This window comes from Streptomyces viridiviolaceus (assembly GCF_014650995.1).
Taxonomy (GTDB): domain Bacteria; phylum Actinomycetota; class Actinomycetes; order Streptomycetales; family Streptomycetaceae; genus Streptomyces; species Streptomyces viridiviolaceus.
In genome coordinates this window covers 14,687-34,470 of the sequence record NZ_BMWA01000024.1, presented here as the reverse complement: position 1 = coordinate 34,470, position 19,784 = coordinate 14,687, and the positions used below count along the sequence as shown (strand labels likewise).

The 19,784-nt window shown below is 70.7% G+C and carries 13 protein-coding genes and 1 pseudogene; 7 read left to right on the top strand and 7 right to left on the bottom strand.

All coding sequences use genetic code 11. From position 1 onward, the window contains the following. Positions 1 to 27: 27 nt before the first annotated feature. Together IE260_RS29965 and IE260_RS29960 are read right to left on the bottom strand one after the other, a co-directional pair. The gene (locus tag IE260_RS29965) at positions 28 to 1,539 is read right to left on the bottom strand and encodes a serine/threonine-protein kinase (protein ID WP_189877510.1); all 1,512 of its coding nucleotides are present in this window, start codon (positions 1,537 to 1,539) and stop codon (positions 28 to 30) included. Between the two features lie 288 nt (positions 1,540 to 1,827). Beyond that, on the bottom strand, positions 1,828 to 2,043 hold the full coding sequence (locus tag IE260_RS29960; protein WP_189877509.1) for a hypothetical protein: 216 nt from the start codon (positions 2,041 to 2,043) through the stop codon (positions 1,828 to 1,830). Between the two features lie 268 nt (positions 2,044 to 2,311). On the opposite strand from IE260_RS29960, the pseudogene IE260_RS29955 reads away from it, so the two are divergent. Both IE260_RS29955 and IE260_RS29950 read left to right on the top strand, forming a co-directional pair. Then, positions 2,312 to 3,012, top strand: a pseudogene (locus tag IE260_RS29955) (hypothetical protein); the annotation flags it as partial. A gap of 332 nt (positions 3,013 to 3,344) precedes the next feature. After that, positions 3,345 to 4,904, top strand: a complete 1,560-nt coding sequence (locus IE260_RS29950; protein WP_189877507.1) for an APC family permease — start codon at positions 3,345 to 3,347, stop codon at positions 4,902 to 4,904. A 103-nt stretch (positions 4,905 to 5,007) separates the two neighbouring features. Here the strand turns inward: IE260_RS29950 and IE260_RS29945 are convergent, their stop codons facing one another. Together IE260_RS29945 and lpdA are read right to left on the bottom strand one after the other, a co-directional pair. Further along, positions 5,008 to 5,460 carry a VOC family protein gene (locus tag IE260_RS29945; protein WP_189877684.1) on the bottom strand — a complete coding sequence of 151 codons (453 nt, stop codon included), beginning with the start codon at positions 5,458 to 5,460 and terminating at the stop codon, positions 5,008 to 5,010. Positions 5,461 to 5,628: 168 nt separating this feature from the next. Next, on the bottom strand, positions 5,629 to 7,029 hold the full coding sequence (lpdA, locus tag IE260_RS29940) for a dihydrolipoyl dehydrogenase (RefSeq protein WP_189877505.1): 1,401 nt from the start codon (positions 7,027 to 7,029) through the stop codon (positions 5,629 to 5,631). Positions 7,030 to 7,379: 350 nt separating this feature from the next. Between lpdA and IE260_RS29935 the strand changes: the two genes are divergently transcribed. Both IE260_RS29935 and IE260_RS29930 read left to right on the top strand, forming a co-directional pair. Further along, entirely contained in the window at positions 7,380 to 9,014 is a 1,635-nt protein-coding gene (locus IE260_RS29935; RefSeq protein WP_189877503.1) for an ABC-F family ATP-binding cassette domain-containing protein, read from the top strand. 79 nt (positions 9,015 to 9,093) lie between these two features. Next, positions 9,094 to 10,743 carry an ABC-F family ATP-binding cassette domain-containing protein gene (locus IE260_RS29930; protein ID WP_189877501.1) on the top strand — a complete coding sequence of 550 codons (1,650 nt, stop codon included), beginning with the start codon at positions 9,094 to 9,096 and terminating at the stop codon, positions 10,741 to 10,743. Positions 10,744 to 10,937: 194 nt separating this feature from the next. Here IE260_RS29930 and IE260_RS29925 read toward each other — a convergent pair whose 3' ends face one another. Beyond that, a complete protein-coding gene (locus tag IE260_RS29925; protein ID WP_189877499.1) occupies positions 10,938 to 12,056 on the bottom strand; it encodes a PP2C family protein-serine/threonine phosphatase in 1,119 nt (372 codons plus the stop codon). Positions 12,057 to 12,374: 318 nt separating this feature from the next. Between IE260_RS29925 and IE260_RS29920 the strand changes: the two genes are divergently transcribed. After that, entirely contained in the window at positions 12,375 to 13,541 is a 1,167-nt protein-coding gene (locus IE260_RS29920) for a magnesium and cobalt transport protein CorA (protein ID WP_189877497.1), read from the top strand. 115 nt (positions 13,542 to 13,656) lie between these two features. Then, positions 13,657 to 15,771 carry a SpoIIE family protein phosphatase gene (locus IE260_RS29915; RefSeq protein ID WP_189877495.1) on the top strand — a complete coding sequence of 705 codons (2,115 nt, stop codon included), beginning with the start codon at positions 13,657 to 13,659 and terminating at the stop codon, positions 15,769 to 15,771. Between the two features lie 141 nt (positions 15,772 to 15,912). On the opposite strand, the gene IE260_RS29910 is transcribed toward IE260_RS29915, so the two are convergent. After that, entirely contained in the window at positions 15,913 to 17,529 is a 1,617-nt protein-coding gene (locus IE260_RS29910; protein WP_189877493.1) for a multicopper oxidase family protein, read from the bottom strand. A gap of 187 nt (positions 17,530 to 17,716) precedes the next feature. Between IE260_RS29910 and IE260_RS29905 the strand changes: the two genes are divergently transcribed. After that, complete coding sequence (locus IE260_RS29905; RefSeq protein WP_189877486.1) at positions 17,717 to 18,367, top strand: dienelactone hydrolase family protein; 651 nt, start codon at positions 17,717 to 17,719, stop codon at positions 18,365 to 18,367. A gap of 30 nt (positions 18,368 to 18,397) precedes the next feature. On the opposite strand, the gene IE260_RS29900 is transcribed toward IE260_RS29905, so the two are convergent. Then, positions 18,398 to 19,525: a CapA family protein gene (locus tag IE260_RS29900; protein ID WP_189877484.1), complete on the bottom strand. Its 1,128-nt coding sequence runs from the start codon at positions 19,523 to 19,525 to the stop codon at positions 18,398 to 18,400. Positions 19,526 to 19,784: the final 259 nt, after the last annotated feature.

The following is a 19,784-nucleotide window of genomic DNA, read 5'->3' as shown; positions in this document are numbered from 1 at the left end:
GGGTACGTCCGTTCTGCCGCCGCAGGGTCACCTCCCGCGGCCGCAACGTCCCGTGGGCTGGGCGGCCGGCGGGCGGCACTGGATCGCGAAGTCGGCTGGATCGCGGCTCAGATACCGGCCGATGCACGTGTTCGCCGTCGTACGGCCGCGCCCGGCGCAGAAGTCGAGCACTTCGCGGCCGTCGCCGAAGGGCCCCGGAGCGTAGATCACCCAGAATCCCGGGCGGAGTGACGCGTAGTCGTCGCTGCGGAGGTAGTCCGCTTTCGGGACCGTCTCGCGGATCAGGGCGAGTCGTCGGTCGCGGGCTCCGGTGCCGGAGGAGACGGGTTCGGAGTACAACTGGCCGATCCAACGCCCGCCGTCGGCCGGGGCGTTGGAGGGCGCGGTGGGCGAACTCGCGGCGGCGGGTGACGACGTCGGGCTGGATCCCTGCGTCGGGGTACGTGCCGATTCCCGTGTCTGCTGCGAGGACGGGGTCCGGACACTCGGCGCGGTCGACGTCTGCGTCGTGGACCCGCCCGCCGCGTCGGTGCGTCCGTCTGGGTCGGCGGTCTTGAGCACCGTGAAGACCGCCGCGGCAGCGGCGACGACGGCCACAGCGGTGGCGCCCGCGATCAGGACCGGCTTGCGGGGCCGGCGCGGCCCCGCCGCGAGCGGCACGTTCGGCGTGGTGGGCGTCGGTGCGGGCGTCGGCGCTGGGGTGGCCGTCACCGTCGGCAGGGTCCAGTGCGGTGAGGGTTCGGCCTCCACTTGCGCGAGCAGGGCGTCCAGTTGCTCGGCGTCGGGGCGGGCCACCGGGTCGCGTACGAGCAGGGCGGCGAGGACCGGCCCGAGCGGGCCGGACCGTACGGGCGGTGGAACCGGGTCGTCGAGGACCGCAGCCAGGGTGGCGAGCGTCGTCGCGCGGCGCAGCGGGCTCACGCCCTCCACGCAGACGTAGAGGACCAGCCCGAGGGACCACAGGTCGGATGCGGGAGCGTCGCCATGGCCACGGACGCGTTCAGGGGCCATGTACTCGGGGGAGCCCACGAGTTCACCGGTGGCCGTCAGGGCGGTCGCGTCGTGCAGGGCGGCGATGCCGAAGTCGGTCAGGACGGCCGAGCCGTCGGTGCGCAGGAGGATGTTCGCGGGTTTGACGTCGCGGTGCTGGATGCCGGCGGCGTGCGCGACGCGGAGCGCGGACAGCACCTGGCGGCCGATGCGCGCCGCCTCTTGCGGGCCCAACGACCCGCCGGCGAGCCTTTGCTGGAGTGACACACCGGGGACGAGTTCCATCACGATCCACGGATGCGGGTCCGTGTCGATGATCTGATGGACCGTCACCACGTGGGGGTGGCTGAGGCGTGCGAGCGCTCGCGCCTCCCTGAGGACCCGCTCCCGTGTGGAGTCCGAGGTGTCGGCGTCCGCACGTACGGCTTTGAGCGCCACCTCTCTCTGCAGCACGGTGTCGCGGGCCCGCCACACCGTGCCCATGCCTCCGCTGCCGAGCCGTTCCACCAGCTCGAAGCGTCCGTCGATCACGTCCCCCGGTACCTGCATGACGACAGATATTAGGGCGGGAACGGGCCGGGGCCGAAGCGGCCCACGGGGACGGCGAAAAAGATCGCCGGCTGGTCCCGGCCCCGTCCGGTGCACTTCACGGACTTTCCAGTGGCCGACTCGGGCAAGGGGGCCGAACGGGTGATGCGTGTGCCGGGGTGGGGCGGTGATGGCGCAGGCCGGGGTTCACCGCTCCTCGGTCTGCTGTCCGAGGGGTGATCCCGTCGCGCCACCATGACCGGTGAACGTGTGCCTCACACGGGGTGTCGGTGAGCGGCTCGTGAGGCGTCAGGGCGTCCACACCTCCGGGCCACCACCGTGCCATTCGATCCACGAGGCGCCCTCGACATCGGACGCTTCCACATCCTCCAGCCCGGCTCGGCGCAGGAACTCGGCGATGTCGAGGAGTGTGTACGCCATGCCCACGAAGGCTCCGTCGACACGGACGCGCCGCCCGCCGTCCTCGGCGGGTGGGTAGATCACCACGGGCAGATCGCTCGCCATGTCACCAGGGTGCCCCTGGCGCCCTCGGCACGCATGCGCTGCACCGGCTGCTTTCCCATGGAGAGCGCCGTCACGGTGACTGTGCGGCCGGTACCGACCTCTGACGTCCGGGCGCAGCGGAGAACCGATCCGTTCCGCGGTGAAGAGCAGCGATGACCTGGGGCGACCACGGCCCGTGGCGGCGGGCCGGCAACCTCGGCGGCCCGTCGGAAGGACCACGGCTCGAAGCAGTGGGATCCGGCATGCGAAGAGGTGATGGGAGGCGAGGGTGGGACGACCAGTCGCGTCGCGACTCCATGCGGCGCCGGCCACTTTGGCCCTTGCGGCCGCGACCGGTGCGGTTGTGTCGATGCCCGAGGCGGCGTCGGCGGCGACCGGCGGTGCCACCGGTTGCGCGACCGGGGACGGCGGGGCCACCGGCGGCGCGGGCGGGCAGACGGTGCGGGCCACCACGGGCACCGCGATCCACGAGGCACTGTGTGGCCGGGCCGGCGGCAGCACCTCGATCACCATCGAGGTCGAGGGGACGATCAACCACGCGAACACCGGCAAGGTGTCGGGCGACAGCTGCAACACCGCTGACGGCGTGATCGAGCTCAAGCAGTTCAGCAACGTCACGATCGGTGAGCCGATGCCGGCGGTTCCGGCAAGGCCGCCGGGACGAGCTACGGCAATGTGCGCGACGGTGACATGAACACCTTCTGGTCGCCGGCCGGCTCGACCGGTTCGATCTCGGTCACATGGGGTTCCTCCATCACGGTCTCCGCGATCAACATCCGGGAGGTGTCCGGCTCCGCAGGCCGCATCGGGTCCTGGAGGATCGTCAACGCCGGCACCGGCGCCGTACCGGCCTCCGGCAGCGGCGCGGGCGTCATCACCTTCCCCGCCGTCTCGCTGTAGAAGATCACCTACGAGATCACCGGTTCGAGCGGCACGCCGGAGGTCGCCGAGTACGAGACCTACGGCGGGCAGCGACGCCGTCCCGCCGGCCGCCGGCCGCCGATCACGGTCCGGGAGCCGTCAGTTGTGACGGCTGCCGGAGCCGAGGCAAGGGGACCGACGGGTATGTGATGCAGATCACGCGGAAGAATCCAAGGGTCGTAAATTGGACAGTGGTGCGGTTACCGAATATCGGACGCCTGTCGTTCGGTCTTTGGAACCTGCAAGGGTGGTCGCCTGTCGACCTTAGGAAATGCTGGTCACATGGCTGCTGAGCCTATGAACATGCGGCAACTCCCCGGAGGGAGGGCCAACCCCATGGAACGGTCACCACGGAAACCGCAGGATTTAACGTCTTGTTCATGACTCAGCTGGACGTACGGCCCCAGGCCACCGACACAGGCGACGGGGCTCCCGCCGAAGGCATGCGCACCAAAGGCCTCAGCGGCAACTCCGTAGGCCTGCTGGGCAGCGCGGTCATCGGCGTTTCCACCGTGGCCCCGGTGTACTGCCTGACCTCGACGCTCGGCTCCACCGCCGGCGAGGTCGGGCTGCAGATGCCGGCCGTGTTCCTGGCGGGCTTCCTCCCGATGCTGCTCGTCGCCTTCGCCTACCGCGAGCTGAACAAGGCCATGCCCGACTGCGGCACCTCGTTCACCTGGACGGTCAAGGCGTTCGGGCCCCGAGTGGGGTGGATGTGCGGCTGGGGCCTGGTCATCGCCACGATCATCGTCCTGTCGAACCTGGCCGGCGTGGCCACCTCGTACTTCTGGCTGCTCGCCGGCGAGATCACGGGGAGCGAGTCGGTGGCGGCGCTCGACGGGAACAAGGCGGTGCACATCGTCACCTGTCTGGCGCTCATCGCGATCGCCACAGTGATCAGTTACCGCGGCATGACGGCGACCAAGGGCGTGCAGTACACGCTGGTGGCGCTGCAGCTGCTGGTCCTGGCCGTCTTCGTGGCCATGGCCTTCACGAAGTCCGGCAGCGCGGAGTTCCCGACGTCGGTCGACTTCTCGTGGTCCTGGCTGAACCCGTTCGCCGTCCAGTCGTTCGCGGCGTTCACGGCAGGTCTGTCGCTGTCCATCTTCATGTACTGGGGCTGGGACGCCTGCCTGACGGCCAACGAGGAGACCAGCGGCAGCAGCCGTACGCCGGGCCGTGCCGCGCTCGTCGCCATGGTGGTGCTCGTGGGCTCGTACCTGGCCACCGGTGTCGCGGCGCAGATGGTCGTCGGGTCGGGCGACCAGGGCCTCGGGCTCGCCAACCCCGAAACCTCGGACAACGTCTTCGCCGCCCTGGCGGGTCCGGTGATGGGCCCGGCGCTCGGCATCCTGCTGTTCGTCGCGGTCCTCGCGTCGGCCGCGGCCAGCCTGCAGACGACGTTCATCCCCGTCGCCCGCACGGTGCTGGCCATGTCGACCTACGAGGCGCTGCCGGCCTCCTACGCCAAGGTCCACCCCCGCTTCCGCACCCCTGGGCGCGCCACCGTGACGGCCGGCATCGCGACCGGTGTGTTCTACACGGTGATGACGCTGCTCAGTGAGCACGTCCTGGTCGACACGATCTACGCCCTCGGCCTGATGATCTGCTTCTACTACGCGCTGACGGCCTTCGCCTGCGCCTGGTACTTCCGGGCCGACCTGCTGAAGTCCGGCCGCGACCTGATGTTCAAGGGACTCTTCCCCGTCGTCGGGGGAGTGCTGCTCACGGCCGTCTTCGCCAAGACGCTCGCCGACATGTGGGACCCCGCCTACGGCAGCGGATCGTCCGTCCTCGGGGTCGGCTCGGTCTTCGTGATCGGCGTGGGCCTGCTCGCCCTCGGCCTGGTGATCATGTTCGTGATGCGCCGGCGCAGCCCCGCCTTCTTCCGCGGCGAGGTGCTCACGAAGTCGACCCCGGCTCTGGTCGCCGAGGACTGACGGCGGAACTGCCGCGGGAGCGACTGCGATGTTCGCCGCGATCCGGGTCGATGCCCGGCTCGCGGCGTTCGCCTTTCCCGGCCCTCGGACATGATCACCGGTCTCAGCCCGTGCCGGCGGGCGGATCGGCGAAGATGCCCTCCAGCATGCCCGTGGCCTGCCCGACTTCGATGAGGTACCCGTCCGGGTCGCGCATGTAGCAGCGGAGTTCCGCCTTGCGGTCGATCGGAGGGGTGAGGAACTCGGCGCCCTGGGCGCTCCAGTCCCGGTAGCACTGTTCGATGTCGGCGACGCGGATGTTGAGAAAGCTCGTGGCCCTCGTCGGGTCGGCGGGTGGGTGCAGGGTGACGTCGGGCTTGTCCGGAGTCGGTCCGCCGCCCGGGTTCATGATGAGCCAGCTGTTCGCGAGCTTGACGATGCACGGATTCTCGGCGAGGACCACCTCGCCACCGAGGACGTCGGCGTAGAACGCTCGTGACCGGGCGACATCGGCCACGGTGAGGAAGTGTGTGAGCAGTATCCCGGACGCGGGAGCCGGGAGGTCTTCGCGGCGCATCATTCAGTCACCCATCGTCTTGGTGCGGGCTTCCAGGGCACGGGGCCGGTCCCCACGCGGCGTGGGGCGTGGTGGTCCCTCCACGGACTGCGGGGCCCGTCTCCCATGGTGGGCCCCGACGGCCGTCCACGAAAGACGATCATGGCCGCGGAGGCGGGCCGTCGGCGACTACATGTTGATCATGTGGCCGGCGAGTCCGTGAAGCGCTTCCTGGACGGCTTCGCCCAGCGTCGGATGTGCGTGAACGTTACGGGCCAGCTCATGCACGGTCAGGTCCCACTGCTGCGCCAGGGTCAGCTCGGGCAGCAACTCGGTCACGTCGGGGCCGATGAGGTGGGCGCCGAGAAGTTCTCCGTGGCGGCTGTCGCTGAGGATCTTGACGAAGCCCGCGGTCTCGCCCAGACCGTGCGACTTACCGTTCGCCGTGAAGGGAAACTTGGCCACCCGCACGTCGTAGCCCTGCCGGCGTGCCTGGTCCTCGGTCAGGCCGAAGCTGGCGATCTGTGGGCGGCAGTAGGTGGCCCGCGGGATCATCACGTAGTCCAGTTCCATGGTCTCCGCGTCCCCGATGGTCTCCGCCGCGACGATGCCCATGGCTTCCGCGGCATGTGCCAGCATGAGTTTCGCGGTCACGTCGCCGATGGCGAAGATGTGCGGGACGCTGGTGCGACACCGGCCGTCGACGTCGATCGCTCCGCGCTCCGTGAGCCGTACCCCTGTGTTCTCCAGGCCGTAGCCCTGGACGCGAGGCTGGAAGCCGATGGCCTGCAGCACCTTGTCGGCTTCGAGCGTCTGGCGTTGGCCGCCGGTGGTGACATGGACGCGTACCTTGTCGCCGGAGTCGTCGATGGACTCGACCCGGGTGGAGGTCAGCGCGGTGATGCCCAGCCGCCGGTACTGTTTCGCGAGTTCGGCGGAGACGTCCTGGTCCTCCAGGGGTACGAGCCGGTCGAGGAACTCGACGAGGGTGACCTGAACTCCGTAGTTGTGCAGAACGTAGGCGAACTCGACGCCGATGGCCCCCGCTCCCGCGATCAGGATGCTGTCCGGCAGCCGGTCGGTGAGGATCTGCTCCTCGTAGGTGACGACCCGCTCGCTCAGGGACGTACCGGGGAGCAGCTTCGTGGTCGCGCCGGCGGCGATGACACAGTGATCGAAAGTGAGCGCGTCCGTGCCACCGTCAGCGCGTGACACCTGGAGTGTCCGGTCATCGATGAAACCGCCATGACCGTGGTACTGGGCGATCCGGTTCTTCTTCATCAGGAAGTGGACGCCTCTGACCCGCCCGTCCGCGACTTTGCGGCTGCGGGCGAAGGCCTCCCCGTAGTCGAAGGTGACCCGGCCCTCCACCCGGATTCCGAAGGTCTTCGCCTCCCGGTCGAAGACATGGGCCAGCTCGGCGTTGCGCAGCAGGGCCTTCGAGGGGATGCACCCGACGTTGAGGCAGACGCCTCCCCAGTAACGCTCCTCCACGATCGCCGTGCGCAGCCCCAGTTGGGCGCTTCTGATGGCTGCGACGTAGCCGCCGGGGCCGGCGCCGAGGACCACGACGTCGAAGTGTTCGCTCATGCCAGGCACCCTAGAATATTCCCGGCAAAAGCTGACAGAAGTGGCGATGTGTTGGATTCCGCCGACTCGGCTCGGACCGCGGCGCCGGCTCCCTGGCCGTGGCCCATGCGCTGGACCGTCCGGGCATGGCGTCTAGAGCTCGGCTGCTAAGCTGCAGGCGTTTCTGATCGTTGGGCGAGGAGTCGCAGACATGGTGGGTGACGACGACATCTCCGGGTGATACCCGGCTCTGACCGGCCACCGGCAGGCGCACAAGGGCGCCGCCAGAGTGGTCGTCTCGTCGTTCCCTCATTCCCATGCCTGCCGAGGCAGTGCTCAGGCTGCCTCCTTCTTCTTCTGAAGGCCGCTCCATGTCCGACATCTCCATTGTCTGCTCGAACCTGTCCTTCTCCTGGCCCGACGACACCCCGGTCTTCAAGGACCTGTCGTTCACCGTGGGCCCCGGCCGTACGGGCCTGGTGGCCCCCAACGGCTCCGGCAAGACCACCCTGCTCAAGCTGATCGCCGGCGAACTGCGGCCCGGCACCGGGACCGTGGCCGTCAGCGGCACCCTCGGTCACCTCCCGCAGAGCCTTCCCCTGACCGCCGGTCTCACGGTGGCCGAAGTACTGGGTGTCGACTCAGTGATCCGGGCCATCGACGCCGTCGAATCCGGCGACGTGAGCGAGGAGCACTTCACGACCATCGGCGACGACTGGGACATCGAGGAACGCACCCGCGCCCAGCTCGACCGCCTGGGCCTGACCGACCTCACTCTGGACCGGAGCCTGAGCACGCTCAGCGGCGGCCAGGTCGTCTCCCTCGGTCTCGCGGCCCAGTTGCTCCGGCGCCCCGACGTGCTCCTGCTCGACGAACCCACCAACAACCTCGACCTCGACGCACGCCACAAGCTCTACGACGTGCTGGAAACCTTCCACGGATGCCTGCTGCTCGTCAGCCACGACCGGGCGCTGCTCGACCGCATGGAGCGCATCGCCGAACTCGACGGCCGCGAACTGCGTTTGTACGGGGGGAGTTTCACCGAGTACGAGGAGACGGTGCGCGCCGAGCAGGAGGTCGCCGAGAAGAACGTCCGCAATGCCGAGCAGGAGCTGAAGCGGGAGAAGCGGGAGATGCAGCAAGCCCGTGAACGTGCCGACCGCCGCGCGAGCAACGCCGCCCGCAACCTCAAGAACGCCGGCCTGCCCCGCATCTTCGCCGGCAACATGAAGCGAGGGGCGCAGGAAGCGGCGGGCCGTGCCGGGCAGATGCACGCGGCCCGGGTCGGCGAGGCCAAGGCACGGCTGGACGAGGCGGGGCGTGCGCTGCGCGACGAACAGCGCCTCGTCCTGGACCTGCCGGACACCGACGTGCCCGCCGGGCGCACCCTGTTCCTCGGTGAAGCGATGCAGGTCCGCCACGGCGAACAGGGCGTATTCGGCGACAAGGGCGTCGACCTGACGATTCGAGGTCCGGAACGCATCGCACTGACCGGACCCAACGGGGCGGGCAAGAGCACGCTGCTGCGACTCGTCAACGGCGATCTCACCACGGACGGCGGCGCGATCAGGCGGGCCGAAGGGCGGATCGCCCACCTCTCGCAGCGGCTGGACCTGCTGGACATGGACCGTACGGTCGCCGAGAACTTCGCCGTCTTCGCACCGCACCGCAGCGAGGCAGAACGGATGAACCTGCTCGCCCGCTTCCTCTTCCGCGGTGCCCGGGCACATCTGCCGGTCGGGGTCCTCTCCGGCGGTGAGCGCCTGAGGGCCACCCTGGCCTGTGTCCTGTGCGCCGAGCCGGCTCCCCAGCTGCTGCTCCTGGACGAGCCGACGAACAACCTGGACCTGGTCGGCGTCGGACAGCTGGAAAGCGCACTGGGTTCCTACCGGGGGGCCTTCGTCGTGGTCAGCCACGACGAGCGCTTCCTCGCCGAGATCGGCGTCGACCGGTGGCTGCGGCTGGCCGACGGCGAGCTGACGGAGACGGGAGCCCCCGAGGTGTGAACGGCCGTCGCATCGACCGGGCCCGCACCGAGGTCTCTCACCCGGCGGGCCGCACACCGATCACCCGGGACGTACCGTCATGCCGCAACCAGCCCTGCTCGCCCACGACCTCGTCCGCACCCTCGGCGGCAAGCGGGTGCTCGACGGCGTCTCCCTCACCGCGTCCCCCGGTCACCGCATCGGACTGATCGGAGAGAACGGCGTCGGCAAGTCGACCCTGCTGCGTCTGCTCGCCGGAGAGGACGAGCCCGACGCCGGCCGGGTCACGCGCCCGGCCGACCTCGGCTACCTCCATCAGGAGATGCCGTTCGACGCGGCATCCACCATCGCCGACGTCCTGGACGACGCCTTGCGCGAGGCCCGCGAGGACCTCGCCGAGCTGGAGTTCCTCTCCGCGGAGCTGGCCCGTGCCACGGAGGGATCGCCGGGCCACGCGGCGTTGCTCGACGCCTATGGCAGGCGACTGGAGCGGGCTCAGGAGAAGGAGGCATGGGACGCCGACCGGCGCGCGGCGCTCGTCCTCGACGGGCTCGGACTCGGCGCGGTCGGACACGACCGCACCCTCTCGTCGCTCTCCGGCGGGCAGCGCGGCCGGCTCGCGCTCGCCGCCCTGCTGGTCCGACGGCCCTCGGCGCTGCTGCTGGACGAGCCGACCAACCACCTCGACGACAGCGGCGCCGCCTTCCTGGAGGAGCAGGTGCGCGAGCTGCCCGGCGCCGTGCTGCTGGCCAGTCACGACCGGGCTTTCCTCGACGCCGTCTGCACGGACGTGATCGACCTCGACCCGGCGGTGGACGGCCCCGTGCGCCACGGCGGCAACTACAGCGCGTACCTCTCCGAGAAGCGGGCGGAGCGGGAACGCTGGGAACGGCGCTACGCCGAGGAGCAGGAGGAGATCGAGGCGCTGCGCTACTCGGCCGGTGTCACCGCGCACGCCGTCGCCCCTCACCGAGAGCGCCCCGACAACGAGAAGATGGGCTACGGGCACCGCTCCGGCCGGGTCCAGAAACAGATCTCACGGCGGGTGCGCAACGCGGCCCGCAGGCTGGAGGAACTGGAGCGCACGCAGGTCGCCCGGCCGCCGCAAGCACTGCGGTTCCGGCGTACGGCGCTCGCCGTCCGGTCGGAGGAGGGCACCCTCACGGAGCTGCGCGACGTGCGGGTACCAGGGCGTCTGGCCGTGGACCACCTCGAGGTGTCGGCCACGGAACGTCTGCTGGTCACCGGCGGCAACGGGACGGGCAAATCCACGCTGCTGGCCGTGCTCGCCGGGCGGCTCACGGCACAGGGCGACGTCCGGCGGCGGCGCGGACTGACCGTGGGGATGCTGGCTCAGGACACCGTGTTCGACCGGCCGGAGCGCACGGTCCGGGACACCTACGAACTCACGCTCGGTGCGGCACGTGCCGAGGCGGTTCCCCTGGCGGCACTGGGCCTGATGCACGAGGCGGACCTGGACAAGCCGGTCGGCCACCTGTCCGTCGGCCAGCGGCGCCGGCTCGCCCTGGCGCTGCTGGTCGCGCGTCCGCCCGCCCTCCTCCTGCTCGACGAGCCGACGAACCACCTGTCCCCGCGGCTGTGCGACGAGCTGGAGGAGGCCCTCGGCCCCGGGCCCGGCGCGATCGTCGTGGCCAGTCACGACCGGTGGCTGAGGAGACGCTGGCAGGGACGTGAGATCAGGCTCGGCCCGGCCGGGGCGCCGCGCCGCAGGCGGAGTCCGCGAGGGTGAAGCGGGCGCACAGTTCGGGCGGCAGGCACCCTCGTGAAGGACGGCCCCCGCCCCCTGTGTGCCGGCACTGCCGGGCCGGCAGGCCGGGCGCACCTCGGCGTCCTGCCGTGATGAGGACGTGGCGCCCCGCCTTGCCGACCTTGCCCGCCGGCCCGGACCACGCAGAGCGCGGCGGCCGGCGTGCGGGACTTCGCTCACGACGACCCCGCCAGACGCTCGATCGCCACCATGGCGGCGTCGTCCCCCAGATGACCGCCGGCGTGGCGTAACAGATCCCTGCGCAGGTGGGTCAGCAGAGCGTCCGGCCCCTTGGAGGCCATGCCGGTCACGCGGTCGGCGAGCGGGTAGAAGGTGCCCTCACGGTCGCGGGCCTCGATGACACCGTCCGTGTAGAGAAGGGCGATGTCACCGGGCTCGAAGGCGAACCTTTCCACGAAGAGTTCGGCGTCCACGAACTCGGTGAGGCCCAGGGGCGGCGCGGGGCGCCGGACATCCAGCACGCCGACCTCGCCGCGGCGCAGCAGCAGGGGCGGAGGGTGCCCGCAGTTGATCAGGCGGAGGGCCGGCTCGTCGTCGGGAACGTCCAGTACGGCGGCAGTGATGAACGCCTCGCCCCGGTTCTCGTCCTCGGCCGCCGCGGGGTCGTCCAGGTCCGAGGAGACGGTTCCCTCCAGGAAGGCGACCAGAGAGGAGAGGTCGGACTGCCTGTGCGCCGCGCTCCTGAACGCCCCGAGGAGCAGCGCGGCATCACCGACCGCCTCCAGACCCTTGCCCCTGACGTCACCGATGACGATCCGGGTTCCGTGCGCGGTGCGGGCGGCGGCATAGAGGTCGCCACCGATCTGTGCCTCGCGCTCCGCGGCCAGGTACACGCTGGCGATGCGCAGCGGACCGATCCGGTGCGGAAGCGGCTTGAGGACCACATCCTGCGCGGCCGTCGCCACCGAGCGCAGCCGCGTCAGTTCCCCTTCACGGCGCTCTCGCCAGTAGGCGAAGAAGGTCACGAGGACGGACATGAGGATCAGAGCGATGAGCTGGAAGCTGTGGTTCAGATCGATGAGGCTGGTGCGCACGATCGCCACCACCGCCTGCGCAAGGACGGCGATCGCGCCGATGCATCCGGTCGCCCGGGGGCCTGCGAACGACGCCGTCACAGCGGGGGCCGCGACCAGGAAGGGCCCGAGGTGGACGCTGGGCGGGGCGAGGATGTCGACCACCGTTACGGTCGCGATCAGCGCGATCGGCGCGGCCAGCAGCGCGTGACGCGGTTTTCCCGGCCGGCGGGGATCTCTGCTGAATCGCCGAGGAAACATATGTCCTGAATACACCCCGGCGCGCCCCGTCGCCCCGACCGGCAGCGGCGACTGCGCCCACCGCGCCCGATCGCTGGGTGCGTGCCTGTCGCCGCGGCTTCGCGGCCGGCCGCCGTCCTCCTCGTTCCGGCCACCTGGCCGATGCACGCCTCCCTCGGAAGGAAGCGGCCGATCCGGGCCGCCGCATCGCGCGGCGACGCGGGAGCCCCTAGGCTCGTTCCCGCCGTCCTTCGGGCCTCACCGACCTCGCCCGGCGAGGTGCCACCCGCTCGGACCACCCGGCGGACCAGGTCCGGGTACTCCACTGGAGGTGCGCTCATGTCCGACTGGCGAGCGCGCGCGGCCCGCGCGGGCAAGTGGCCGCTGCGTCCGTCCGGCCACCCGGGCCACGGCGGAGCGGACCCGGCACCCGAGCACTCGATGGACTCGTGGACGGAGGCCGAGCCCCCTAGGGTCCCCCTGGAGCGCAGCCTGGTCGACGCGGCGGTCTACCGCGACGGCCGGCGCGTCGACGCCCACACCTCGCTGGCGGAGATCTACCGGCAGTTGCCGGGGGAGCCGGGCACGATGGCCTGGATCGGGCTGTACCGCCCCACTCCGGAGCAGCTGTGGCAGGCCGCCGAGCAGTTCGGGCTGCACGAGCTGGCCCTGGAGGACGCCATCGTCGCCCACCAGCGGCCCAAACTGGAACGCTACGGCGACACCCTCTTCGTCGTCCTGCGCTCGGCCCGCTACCTCGACGAGACGGAGGAGGTCGACTTCGGCGAGATCCACATCTTCGTCGGCCCGGAGTTCGTGCTCACCGTCCGCCACAGCCAGGCCCCGGACCTGGGCGCGGTCCGCAAGCGCCTGGAGGACGACCCGGTACTGCTCGCGATGGGTCCGGAGGCGGTGCTGTACGCGATTCTGGACGCCGTCGTCGACGGGTACGCGCCCGTGGTGGCCGGCCTGCAGAACGACATCGACGAGATCGAGACCGAGGTCTTCGGTGGCGACCCGAAGGTCTCCCGCCGCATCTACGAACTCTCCCGCGAGGTCGTCGACTTCCAGCGCGCCACGCGCCCGCTGCTGACCATCATGCGCGGGCTGGAGGCCGGCTTCCAGAAGTACGGCACCAGCGAGGAACTGCAGCGCTACCTGCGGGACGTCGCCGACCACGCCACCACCGTCGCCGAGCGCGTGGACGGCTTCCGGCAGATACTCGGCGACATCCTCACCCTCAACGCCACCCTCGTCTCCCAGGCACAGAACGAGGAGATGAAGGCGCTGGCCGAAGCGAGCCACGCGCAGAACAACGAGATCAAGAAGATCTCCAGCTGGGCGGCCATCCTCTTCGCGCCCACCCTCATCGGCACCGTCTACGGCATGAACTTCGACCACATGCCCGAACTGCACTGGATACTCGGCTACCCCTTCGCCATCGCCCTGATGGCCCTGGTGTGCACCAGCCTGTACATCGTGTTCAAACGCCGGGACTGGCTGTGAACCCCCGGTCGGAGCGCGGCCCCCGTTCGTGCTCGGCCTGAGTCGAGCGCAGCATGGAGGGACGGGCCGGCTGGCGCTGTACCCCCTGGGGCTCGCAGGGAAGGGGGCTCGGACAATGGATGGGCGCGACTCGTACGAAAGCCACGTGTCGGCACTGGGGATCTCCCAGGCGTGGTCCTCGTCGGCAGGGGGACTGCTGGACCTGCTCGGGGTGTCGGCCGTCGTACTGGACGACGTCGGACGCATCGTCTTCTGGAGCCCGCAGGCCAGTGACGTCTTCGGTTACTGCGCCGATGAGGCGCTGGGCCGGTACGCGGCCCGACTCCTGCTGCGCGAGGAGCACCGGGACCTGGCCATGAAGCTGTTCGCCCGGGTGATGAGCTCGGGGGAGAGCTGGGCCGGCGCGTTCCCGATCCGGCACAAGGACGGCAGCACACGGCTGGTGGAGTTCCGCAACGTGCGGCTGCAGGACGATCTCGGCGACGTCTACGCCCTGGGGATCGCCGCCGACCAGAGCGTGCTGGAACGAGTGGAGACCAAGCTGGCGCTGTCCGAACAGCTCGTGTCACAGGCACCCGTCGGCATCGCGCTGCTGGACACCGACCTGCGCTACCTCCTGGTCAATCCGGCCCTGGAACGCATCAACGGCGTGCCCATCGCCGACCACCTGGGGCGGCACCCGCACGACGTCCACACCTCTCCCGAGGTCGGCACCATCGAGGCAGTGATGCGGCAGGTACTGGTGACCGGCACGCCGATGGTCGACCAGTACGTCGTCGGCCGCACCCTCGCCGATCCCGACAACGATCACGCCTGGTCGGTGTCGTACTACCGGCTCGAAGGGCCTGGCGGACGGGTGATCGGTGTGGCGTACTCGGTGGTCGACGTCACCGAACGCCACCGGGCCACGGCCGAGGCGGACCGGGCACGGCGCAGGCTCGCGCTGATCGCCGACGCCTCCGCACGCGTGGGCACGACCCTGGGAGTGGAGCAGACGGCGCAGGAACTGGCACACGTCGCCGTCCCCGAGCCGGCGGACGTGGCGGCGGTCGATGTCCTGGACAGCGTTCTGGCCTGCCGCCGGAACGGCGGCCACCACAGCGGGCCCGAGCGATTCCGCGCCCTCGCCATCGCCGCCGCCTACCCCACCGAGATCACCGGCGCCGCGGACAAGGTCGGGGACGTCGCCCCGTACGGCCCGGACCGCCTGCTCACCCAGTGCGTGCACACCGGCCGGCCCGTGTTCGTGCCCCACACCGGCCCGGACGATCTGCTGCGCATCGCGCGGGACGAGAACGCCGCAGCCGCCTTCGCCCGCGCCGGCGTCCACTCCTACCTGGCGGTTCCGTTGATCGCCCACAACGAGATACTCGGCGCCTTCGACCTCCTGCGGGCCCGCAACCCCGTCCCCTTCGACGAAGACGACGTCCTCCTCGCCCGGGAACTGGCGGCACGAGCCGCCGTCGCCATCGACAACGCCCGCTGGCACCAGAGCGTGCGCAACTCCGCCGAAACCCTCCAGCGCAGCCTCCTGCCCAGCCACCCTCCCCGCCTCACCGGCCTGGAGGTGGCCTCGTTCTACCAGCCGGCCCAGGCGTCCAGCGAGGTCGGAGGCGACTGGTACGACGTCATCCCCCTCTCCGGCGACAAGACCGCCCTGGTGGTCGGCGACGTGATGGGCAACGGCATCGCCGCTGCCGCCACCATGGGACGACTGCGCACCGCGACGCGTGCCTACGCCGACCTCGACCTGGCCCCCCACGAGGTCCTCCACCACCTCGACAAGATCACCTGCGGGCTGGAGCACTACATCGCGACCTGTCTCTACGCCGTGTACGACCCGTACGAGCACCTCTGCCGGATCGCCAACGCCGGACACCTGCCCCCCGTCCTCATCCGCCACCGGCAGCGCCCGGAACTGCTCGACCTGCCCTCCGGAGCCCCGCTCGGCGTCGGCGGTGTCCGGTTCCACACCGCGGCCTTCGGTCTTCGGCCGGAGGACCAGCTCGTCCTCTACACCGACGGCCTCGTCGAGACCCGTGAGCACCCCATCGACGAACGACTGGACACTCTGCTCCAGGCCCTCGCCGGCCGGCGAGGGCCCCTTGAGAGAGCGTGCCAGGAGCTCCTGGACGCCCTGCGGAAACCCGACGATCACGACGACGTCGCCCTCCTGCTGGCACAGGTCCGGCCCGTCGATCCCGAGCCGCCCGGGACGCGGGCACGGTGACCCGGGAGCGGTCGGGCTCCCGGGCGAACAGCGGCCGGAGAGCGCTGCGAATCTCAGAGCGGCCTTGCTTCCGGGGCGGGCGAGCCCGGTGGACGGGGCAGTCGCCGAGTCGGCATGGGGCACGCCGTGCGGAGGATCACGTCAGTGCGCCGCGTGTGCGTCGTCAGGGAGGTCCGGCCGGCCGGCCCGCCCGCCCTTCTCGACCACGACGAACTGGCCCATCATGCCCAGATCCTCGTGGTACAGCAGATGGCAGTGGTACATGTACGGAGTGTCCGGGTCGGGCTGCCCGTCGAAGCGCATCGCCAGCTTCACGGTCGTGTCGTTCGGCAGGAAGACGGTGTCCTTGGCGCCGCGCAGGTGTGCCGGTGGAGCCTCTCCGTTGACTTCCAGGACACGGAACTGCACGTCGTGGACGTGGAAGTTGTGCGGCATGCCGTTGGTGTTGCGCACGGTCCAGGTCTCCGTCGTGCCCTGGGTGACGGTCTCGTCCACTCGGTCCATGGCCATCTTGCGTCCGTTGATGCCGGACATCTTCAGGTCGAAGTGCCGGGCGCGCACGGCCTCCGAGCCGTCCGGCACCTCGAGCTCGCCCAGCCGTCCGGGCAGGGCGGGCGAGGGACGGAGCGTCGTCGCGGCCCGCAGCTGCAGGATGTCGAAGGAGTCGTCGCCCCCGCCGAACCGGGTGTTCCAGGCGTCGCCGTAGTTGTCCTGCGGAAAGCTGCGCAGGGTGGTGCGCTCGCCGGGCCGCATCCGTACGACGATCTCGGCGCGTTCGCCCGGTGAGAGCTGCAGCCGACGGGTCTGCACGGGGCGTTCCAGGAGTCCGCCGTCTGTCGCTATCTGCGCGTAGCGCCGGTCGTCGTCGAAGCCGAAGGAGTACACCCGGGCCGTCGAGGCGTTGAGCAGCCGCAGACGTACCAGTTCGTCACGGACCTCCCGGTAGGGGTCAAGGGTGCCGTTGACCATGGTGCGGTCTCCGAGGAAGCCGACGTTCCGCATCAGGCGGTGCCCGTGGTCGAACCGGGCGCCGTCGAACTTCACGTCCTGGACGATCACGGGCAGGTCGTCGACCCCGTACTTCTTCGGCAGCGGCAGGGCGGAGGACCGCTTGTCGTCGAGCAGGAACATCCCGGCGAGGCCGCGCTGGACGTGCTTCTCGGTCCTGCCGTGCGGATGCGGGTGGTACCAGAGGGTGGCAGCGGGCTGATCGACCGTCCAGTGCGGGGTCCATGTGGCGCCGGGCGCCACCATCTGGTGCGGGCCGCCGTCCATCCGCGCGGGCAGGTGCATGCCGTGCCAGTGCACGGTCGACGGCTCGTCGAGGGTGTTGCGCACTCTGACCTCCACCTTGTCACCGCGTTCGGCGCGCAGGGTCGGGCCGAGGTGGTCGCCGTTGAAGCCCCACGTGGTGGTCTTCCGGCCCGGCCGGAACTCCTTCTCGCCGGCGCGCATGGCGAGGTCGAAGACCTTGGTGCCGTCTGCCTCGACCCGCGTCGGTTCGGCGAGCGGGGGGATGGCGAGTTCCTCGGTGAACGAGGTCTCGCCGGCCGTGCTGGTGTCGGCGCCGGTCCACAGCCATGCGAACCCGGCGCCGAGCAGGACGAGCAGTACGGTCACCACCGCGCCGAGGGTGAACAGGACCCGCTTGAGGGTGCGACGCCCCTTCCCCCGGCCGGCCGGCGGCCCGGCCGCCCTTCCCCCGTCCTCCCCGGTCCTGCCCGTCCCTGGTTTCCTCGTCGTCCCCGTTGTCGTCATACCCAGACGATCTCGGTCCAGGGGTGCCGCGAACATCCGGGAGCCGCCCTGAGCCGCCCCTGCCATGTCCCCTACGGGGCCCGGTCCCAGCACCCGTACGGTGACCGAAGGGCGCCGCGATCGGTGTCGGGCTGCCTGACGGGGTACTCGTACGGCTCGTCGGACGGAACCAGAGGGATGACGGCATATGGTTTCGGAATCGGTGGTTGTCCCCTCGGGACAGGCTGACCTGGCTGGTGACCTGGAGATCCCGCCCGGGGCAGGCGGGCTGGTGTTGTTCGCGCACGGCAGCGGTAGCTCACGTCTCAGCCCCCGCAACCGCGCGGTCGCCCACGAATTGCAACGGGCCGGGTTCGGCACGCTGCTGATGGACCTGCTCACCGAGCAGGAAGACCGCGTGGACGCGGTGACAGCAGAGCACCGCTTCGACATCGCGTTGCTGGCCGGGCGGCTGGCCGACGCGATCGACTGGTCGGGGCAACGGCCGGACACCGCGGATCTTCCCGTGGGCCTGTTCGGCGCGAGCACGGGAGCGGCCGCGGCCCTGGTCGCGGCGGCCGAGCGACCGGGAACAGTGGCCGCGGTCGTGTCCCGGGGCGGGCGGCCGGACCTGGCCGGCGATGCGCTGCCCCTGGTCAGAGCCCCGGTCCTGCTCATCGTCGGCGGCAACGACGAGACGGTCCTCGACCTGAACCGCGAGGCCGCCGAAGCACTGTCCGCACCCCATGCCACCCACGTGGTGCCCGGCGCGACCCACCTCTTCCCGGAGCCCGGCGCTCTGGCAGAGGTCGCCGCGGCCGCCGCCGACTGGTTCCGTGACCACCTGCACCACGGGTGACGGGCCTGGTGCCGTGCTTTCTCCCGTCGCTCACCGGTCGCTGCGCGTGCCGTGGGGCCAGGCGAGCGTGAGCGTTCCGGCGGGGCCGAGAGCCACGTCCACGCCGTCGCTGATCCTGGCGAGCGTCGCGCGCAGCCAGGCACGGTCCTCGTCCGGCGCTGGTTCCAGCCGCATCCGCCGGGCCAGCAACGGCACGATGCGCACGGCGGCCAACCGGCCGGTGTCGGCCCTCACCGAGACCAGGTGGGCGAGGCGGAGGTCGTCGCGGTACTCCTCGTAACCGCCGATGCCCTCGTAGTCGTCGATGAAGTCCCCGCAGCCGTGCAGGATCAGCCGGTCGCGGTACACCTCGACGGGGCGTGGGTGGTGCGACGAGTGTCCGTGGACGATGTCGACGCCACCGTCCACCAGCGTGTGGGCGAAGCGGACCTGCGCCTGGGGCACGTGATAACCCCAGTTGGATCCCCAGTGGACGGACACGACCGCGATGTCGCCGGGTCGTTTCACCTGCTGTACGCGCCGGACCAGGGACTCGGCCGCCGCAGCGGTCGGCGCGGGTACGTAGGCGAGTCCGGCCTGCTCCTCGGTGGCCGCCCAACTCGGCGGGATGCCACTGGAGGACATGCCGATGGCGAAGACCAGGACCCGGACGGCCGGGCCCACGGGGACCACGGCCGGTGCGCGGGCCGCCACGGCGTCCTGCCCGGCTCCGGCCACCCGCAGGCCGGCCCGGGACAACGCGTCGAGTGTCTCGATCAGGCCGCCGCGGCCGAAGTCCAGTACGTGATTGTTGGCCAGCACGCAGACGTCGGGCCGGGCCACCGACAGGGCGGGCAGATTGGCCGGGTGCATCCGATAGTGCACCGCCTTGCCGTGTGCGAACTCCCCGTCGCTCGTGATCGCGGTCTCCAGATTGAGGATCCGGACTTCCGGGGCGGCTCGCTCCAGCACCTTCAGTGCCTCGCCCCACGGCCACGAAGGGCTGACGGGCGCGGGTATCGGACCGGCGGCCCGCTCCGCGAGCTCCACGTACGACCGTGCGTTCCGTACGTAGTCCTCCCGCAGCTCCGGGTCACCGGGGTGCGGGAGGATCTGGTCGACGCCGCGCCCGAGCATCACGTCACCGCACAGGAACAGTGTCACCACGCTGGTGCCCATGTCCCCACCCTAGGCCGATCGCCGACATCGTGGCCCACACCGTCCCCACCTGCGGGAATGCTCGTGATCCCGCCGGGCCGCCAGATCGGCTTCGGCCGGTGTCGAGCGCATGCGCCGGGTGCGACGGCTGCACCGTCCGGGCCGCGCCCGCCGGCCGTTCGACGTGCCGCCCGCGCCGCGGTGGACGCCGCCGGGCCGGTCGGCGCGGCGGCCGACGGCTCCCGCGGAACGTCTGACGTGCCGCCGGCTCTCCCGCTCG

Coding starts and splice junctions, on each gene's coding strand:
- IE260_RS29910 (WP_189877493.1), bottom strand. CDS start 17,529: ATGACGACAACGGGGACGACGAGGAAACCAGGGACGGGCAGGACCGGG.
- IE260_RS29930 (WP_189877501.1), top strand. CDS start 9,094: ATGCCGCAACCAGCCCTGCTCGCCCACGACCTCGTCCGCACCCTCGGC.
- IE260_RS29925 (WP_189877499.1), bottom strand. CDS start 12,056: ATGTTTCCTCGGCGATTCAGCAGAGATCCCCGCCGGCCGGGAAAACCG.
- IE260_RS29920 (WP_189877497.1), top strand. CDS start 12,375: ATGTCCGACTGGCGAGCGCGCGCGGCCCGCGCGGGCAAGTGGCCGCTG.
- lpdA (WP_189877505.1), bottom strand. CDS start 7,029: ATGAGCGAACACTTCGACGTCGTGGTCCTCGGCGCCGGCCCCGGCGGC.
- IE260_RS29915 (WP_189877495.1), top strand. CDS start 13,657: ATGGATGGGCGCGACTCGTACGAAAGCCACGTGTCGGCACTGGGGATC.
- IE260_RS29935 (WP_189877503.1), top strand. CDS start 7,380: ATGTCCGACATCTCCATTGTCTGCTCGAACCTGTCCTTCTCCTGGCCC.
- IE260_RS29905 (WP_189877486.1), top strand. CDS start 17,717: ATGGTTTCGGAATCGGTGGTTGTCCCCTCGGGACAGGCTGACCTGGCT.
- IE260_RS29945 (WP_189877684.1), bottom strand. CDS start 5,460: ATGCGCCGCGAAGACCTCCCGGCTCCCGCGTCCGGGATACTGCTCACA.
- IE260_RS29965 (WP_189877510.1), bottom strand. CDS start 1,539: ATGCAGGTACCGGGGGACGTGATCGACGGACGCTTCGAGCTGGTGGAA.
- IE260_RS29950 (WP_189877507.1), top strand. CDS start 3,345: ATGACTCAGCTGGACGTACGGCCCCAGGCCACCGACACAGGCGACGGG.
- IE260_RS29960 (WP_189877509.1), bottom strand. CDS start 2,043: ATGGCGAGCGATCTGCCCGTGGTGATCTACCCACCCGCCGAGGACGGC.
- IE260_RS29900 (WP_189877484.1), bottom strand. CDS start 19,525: ATGGGCACCAGCGTGGTGACACTGTTCCTGTGCGGTGACGTGATGCTC.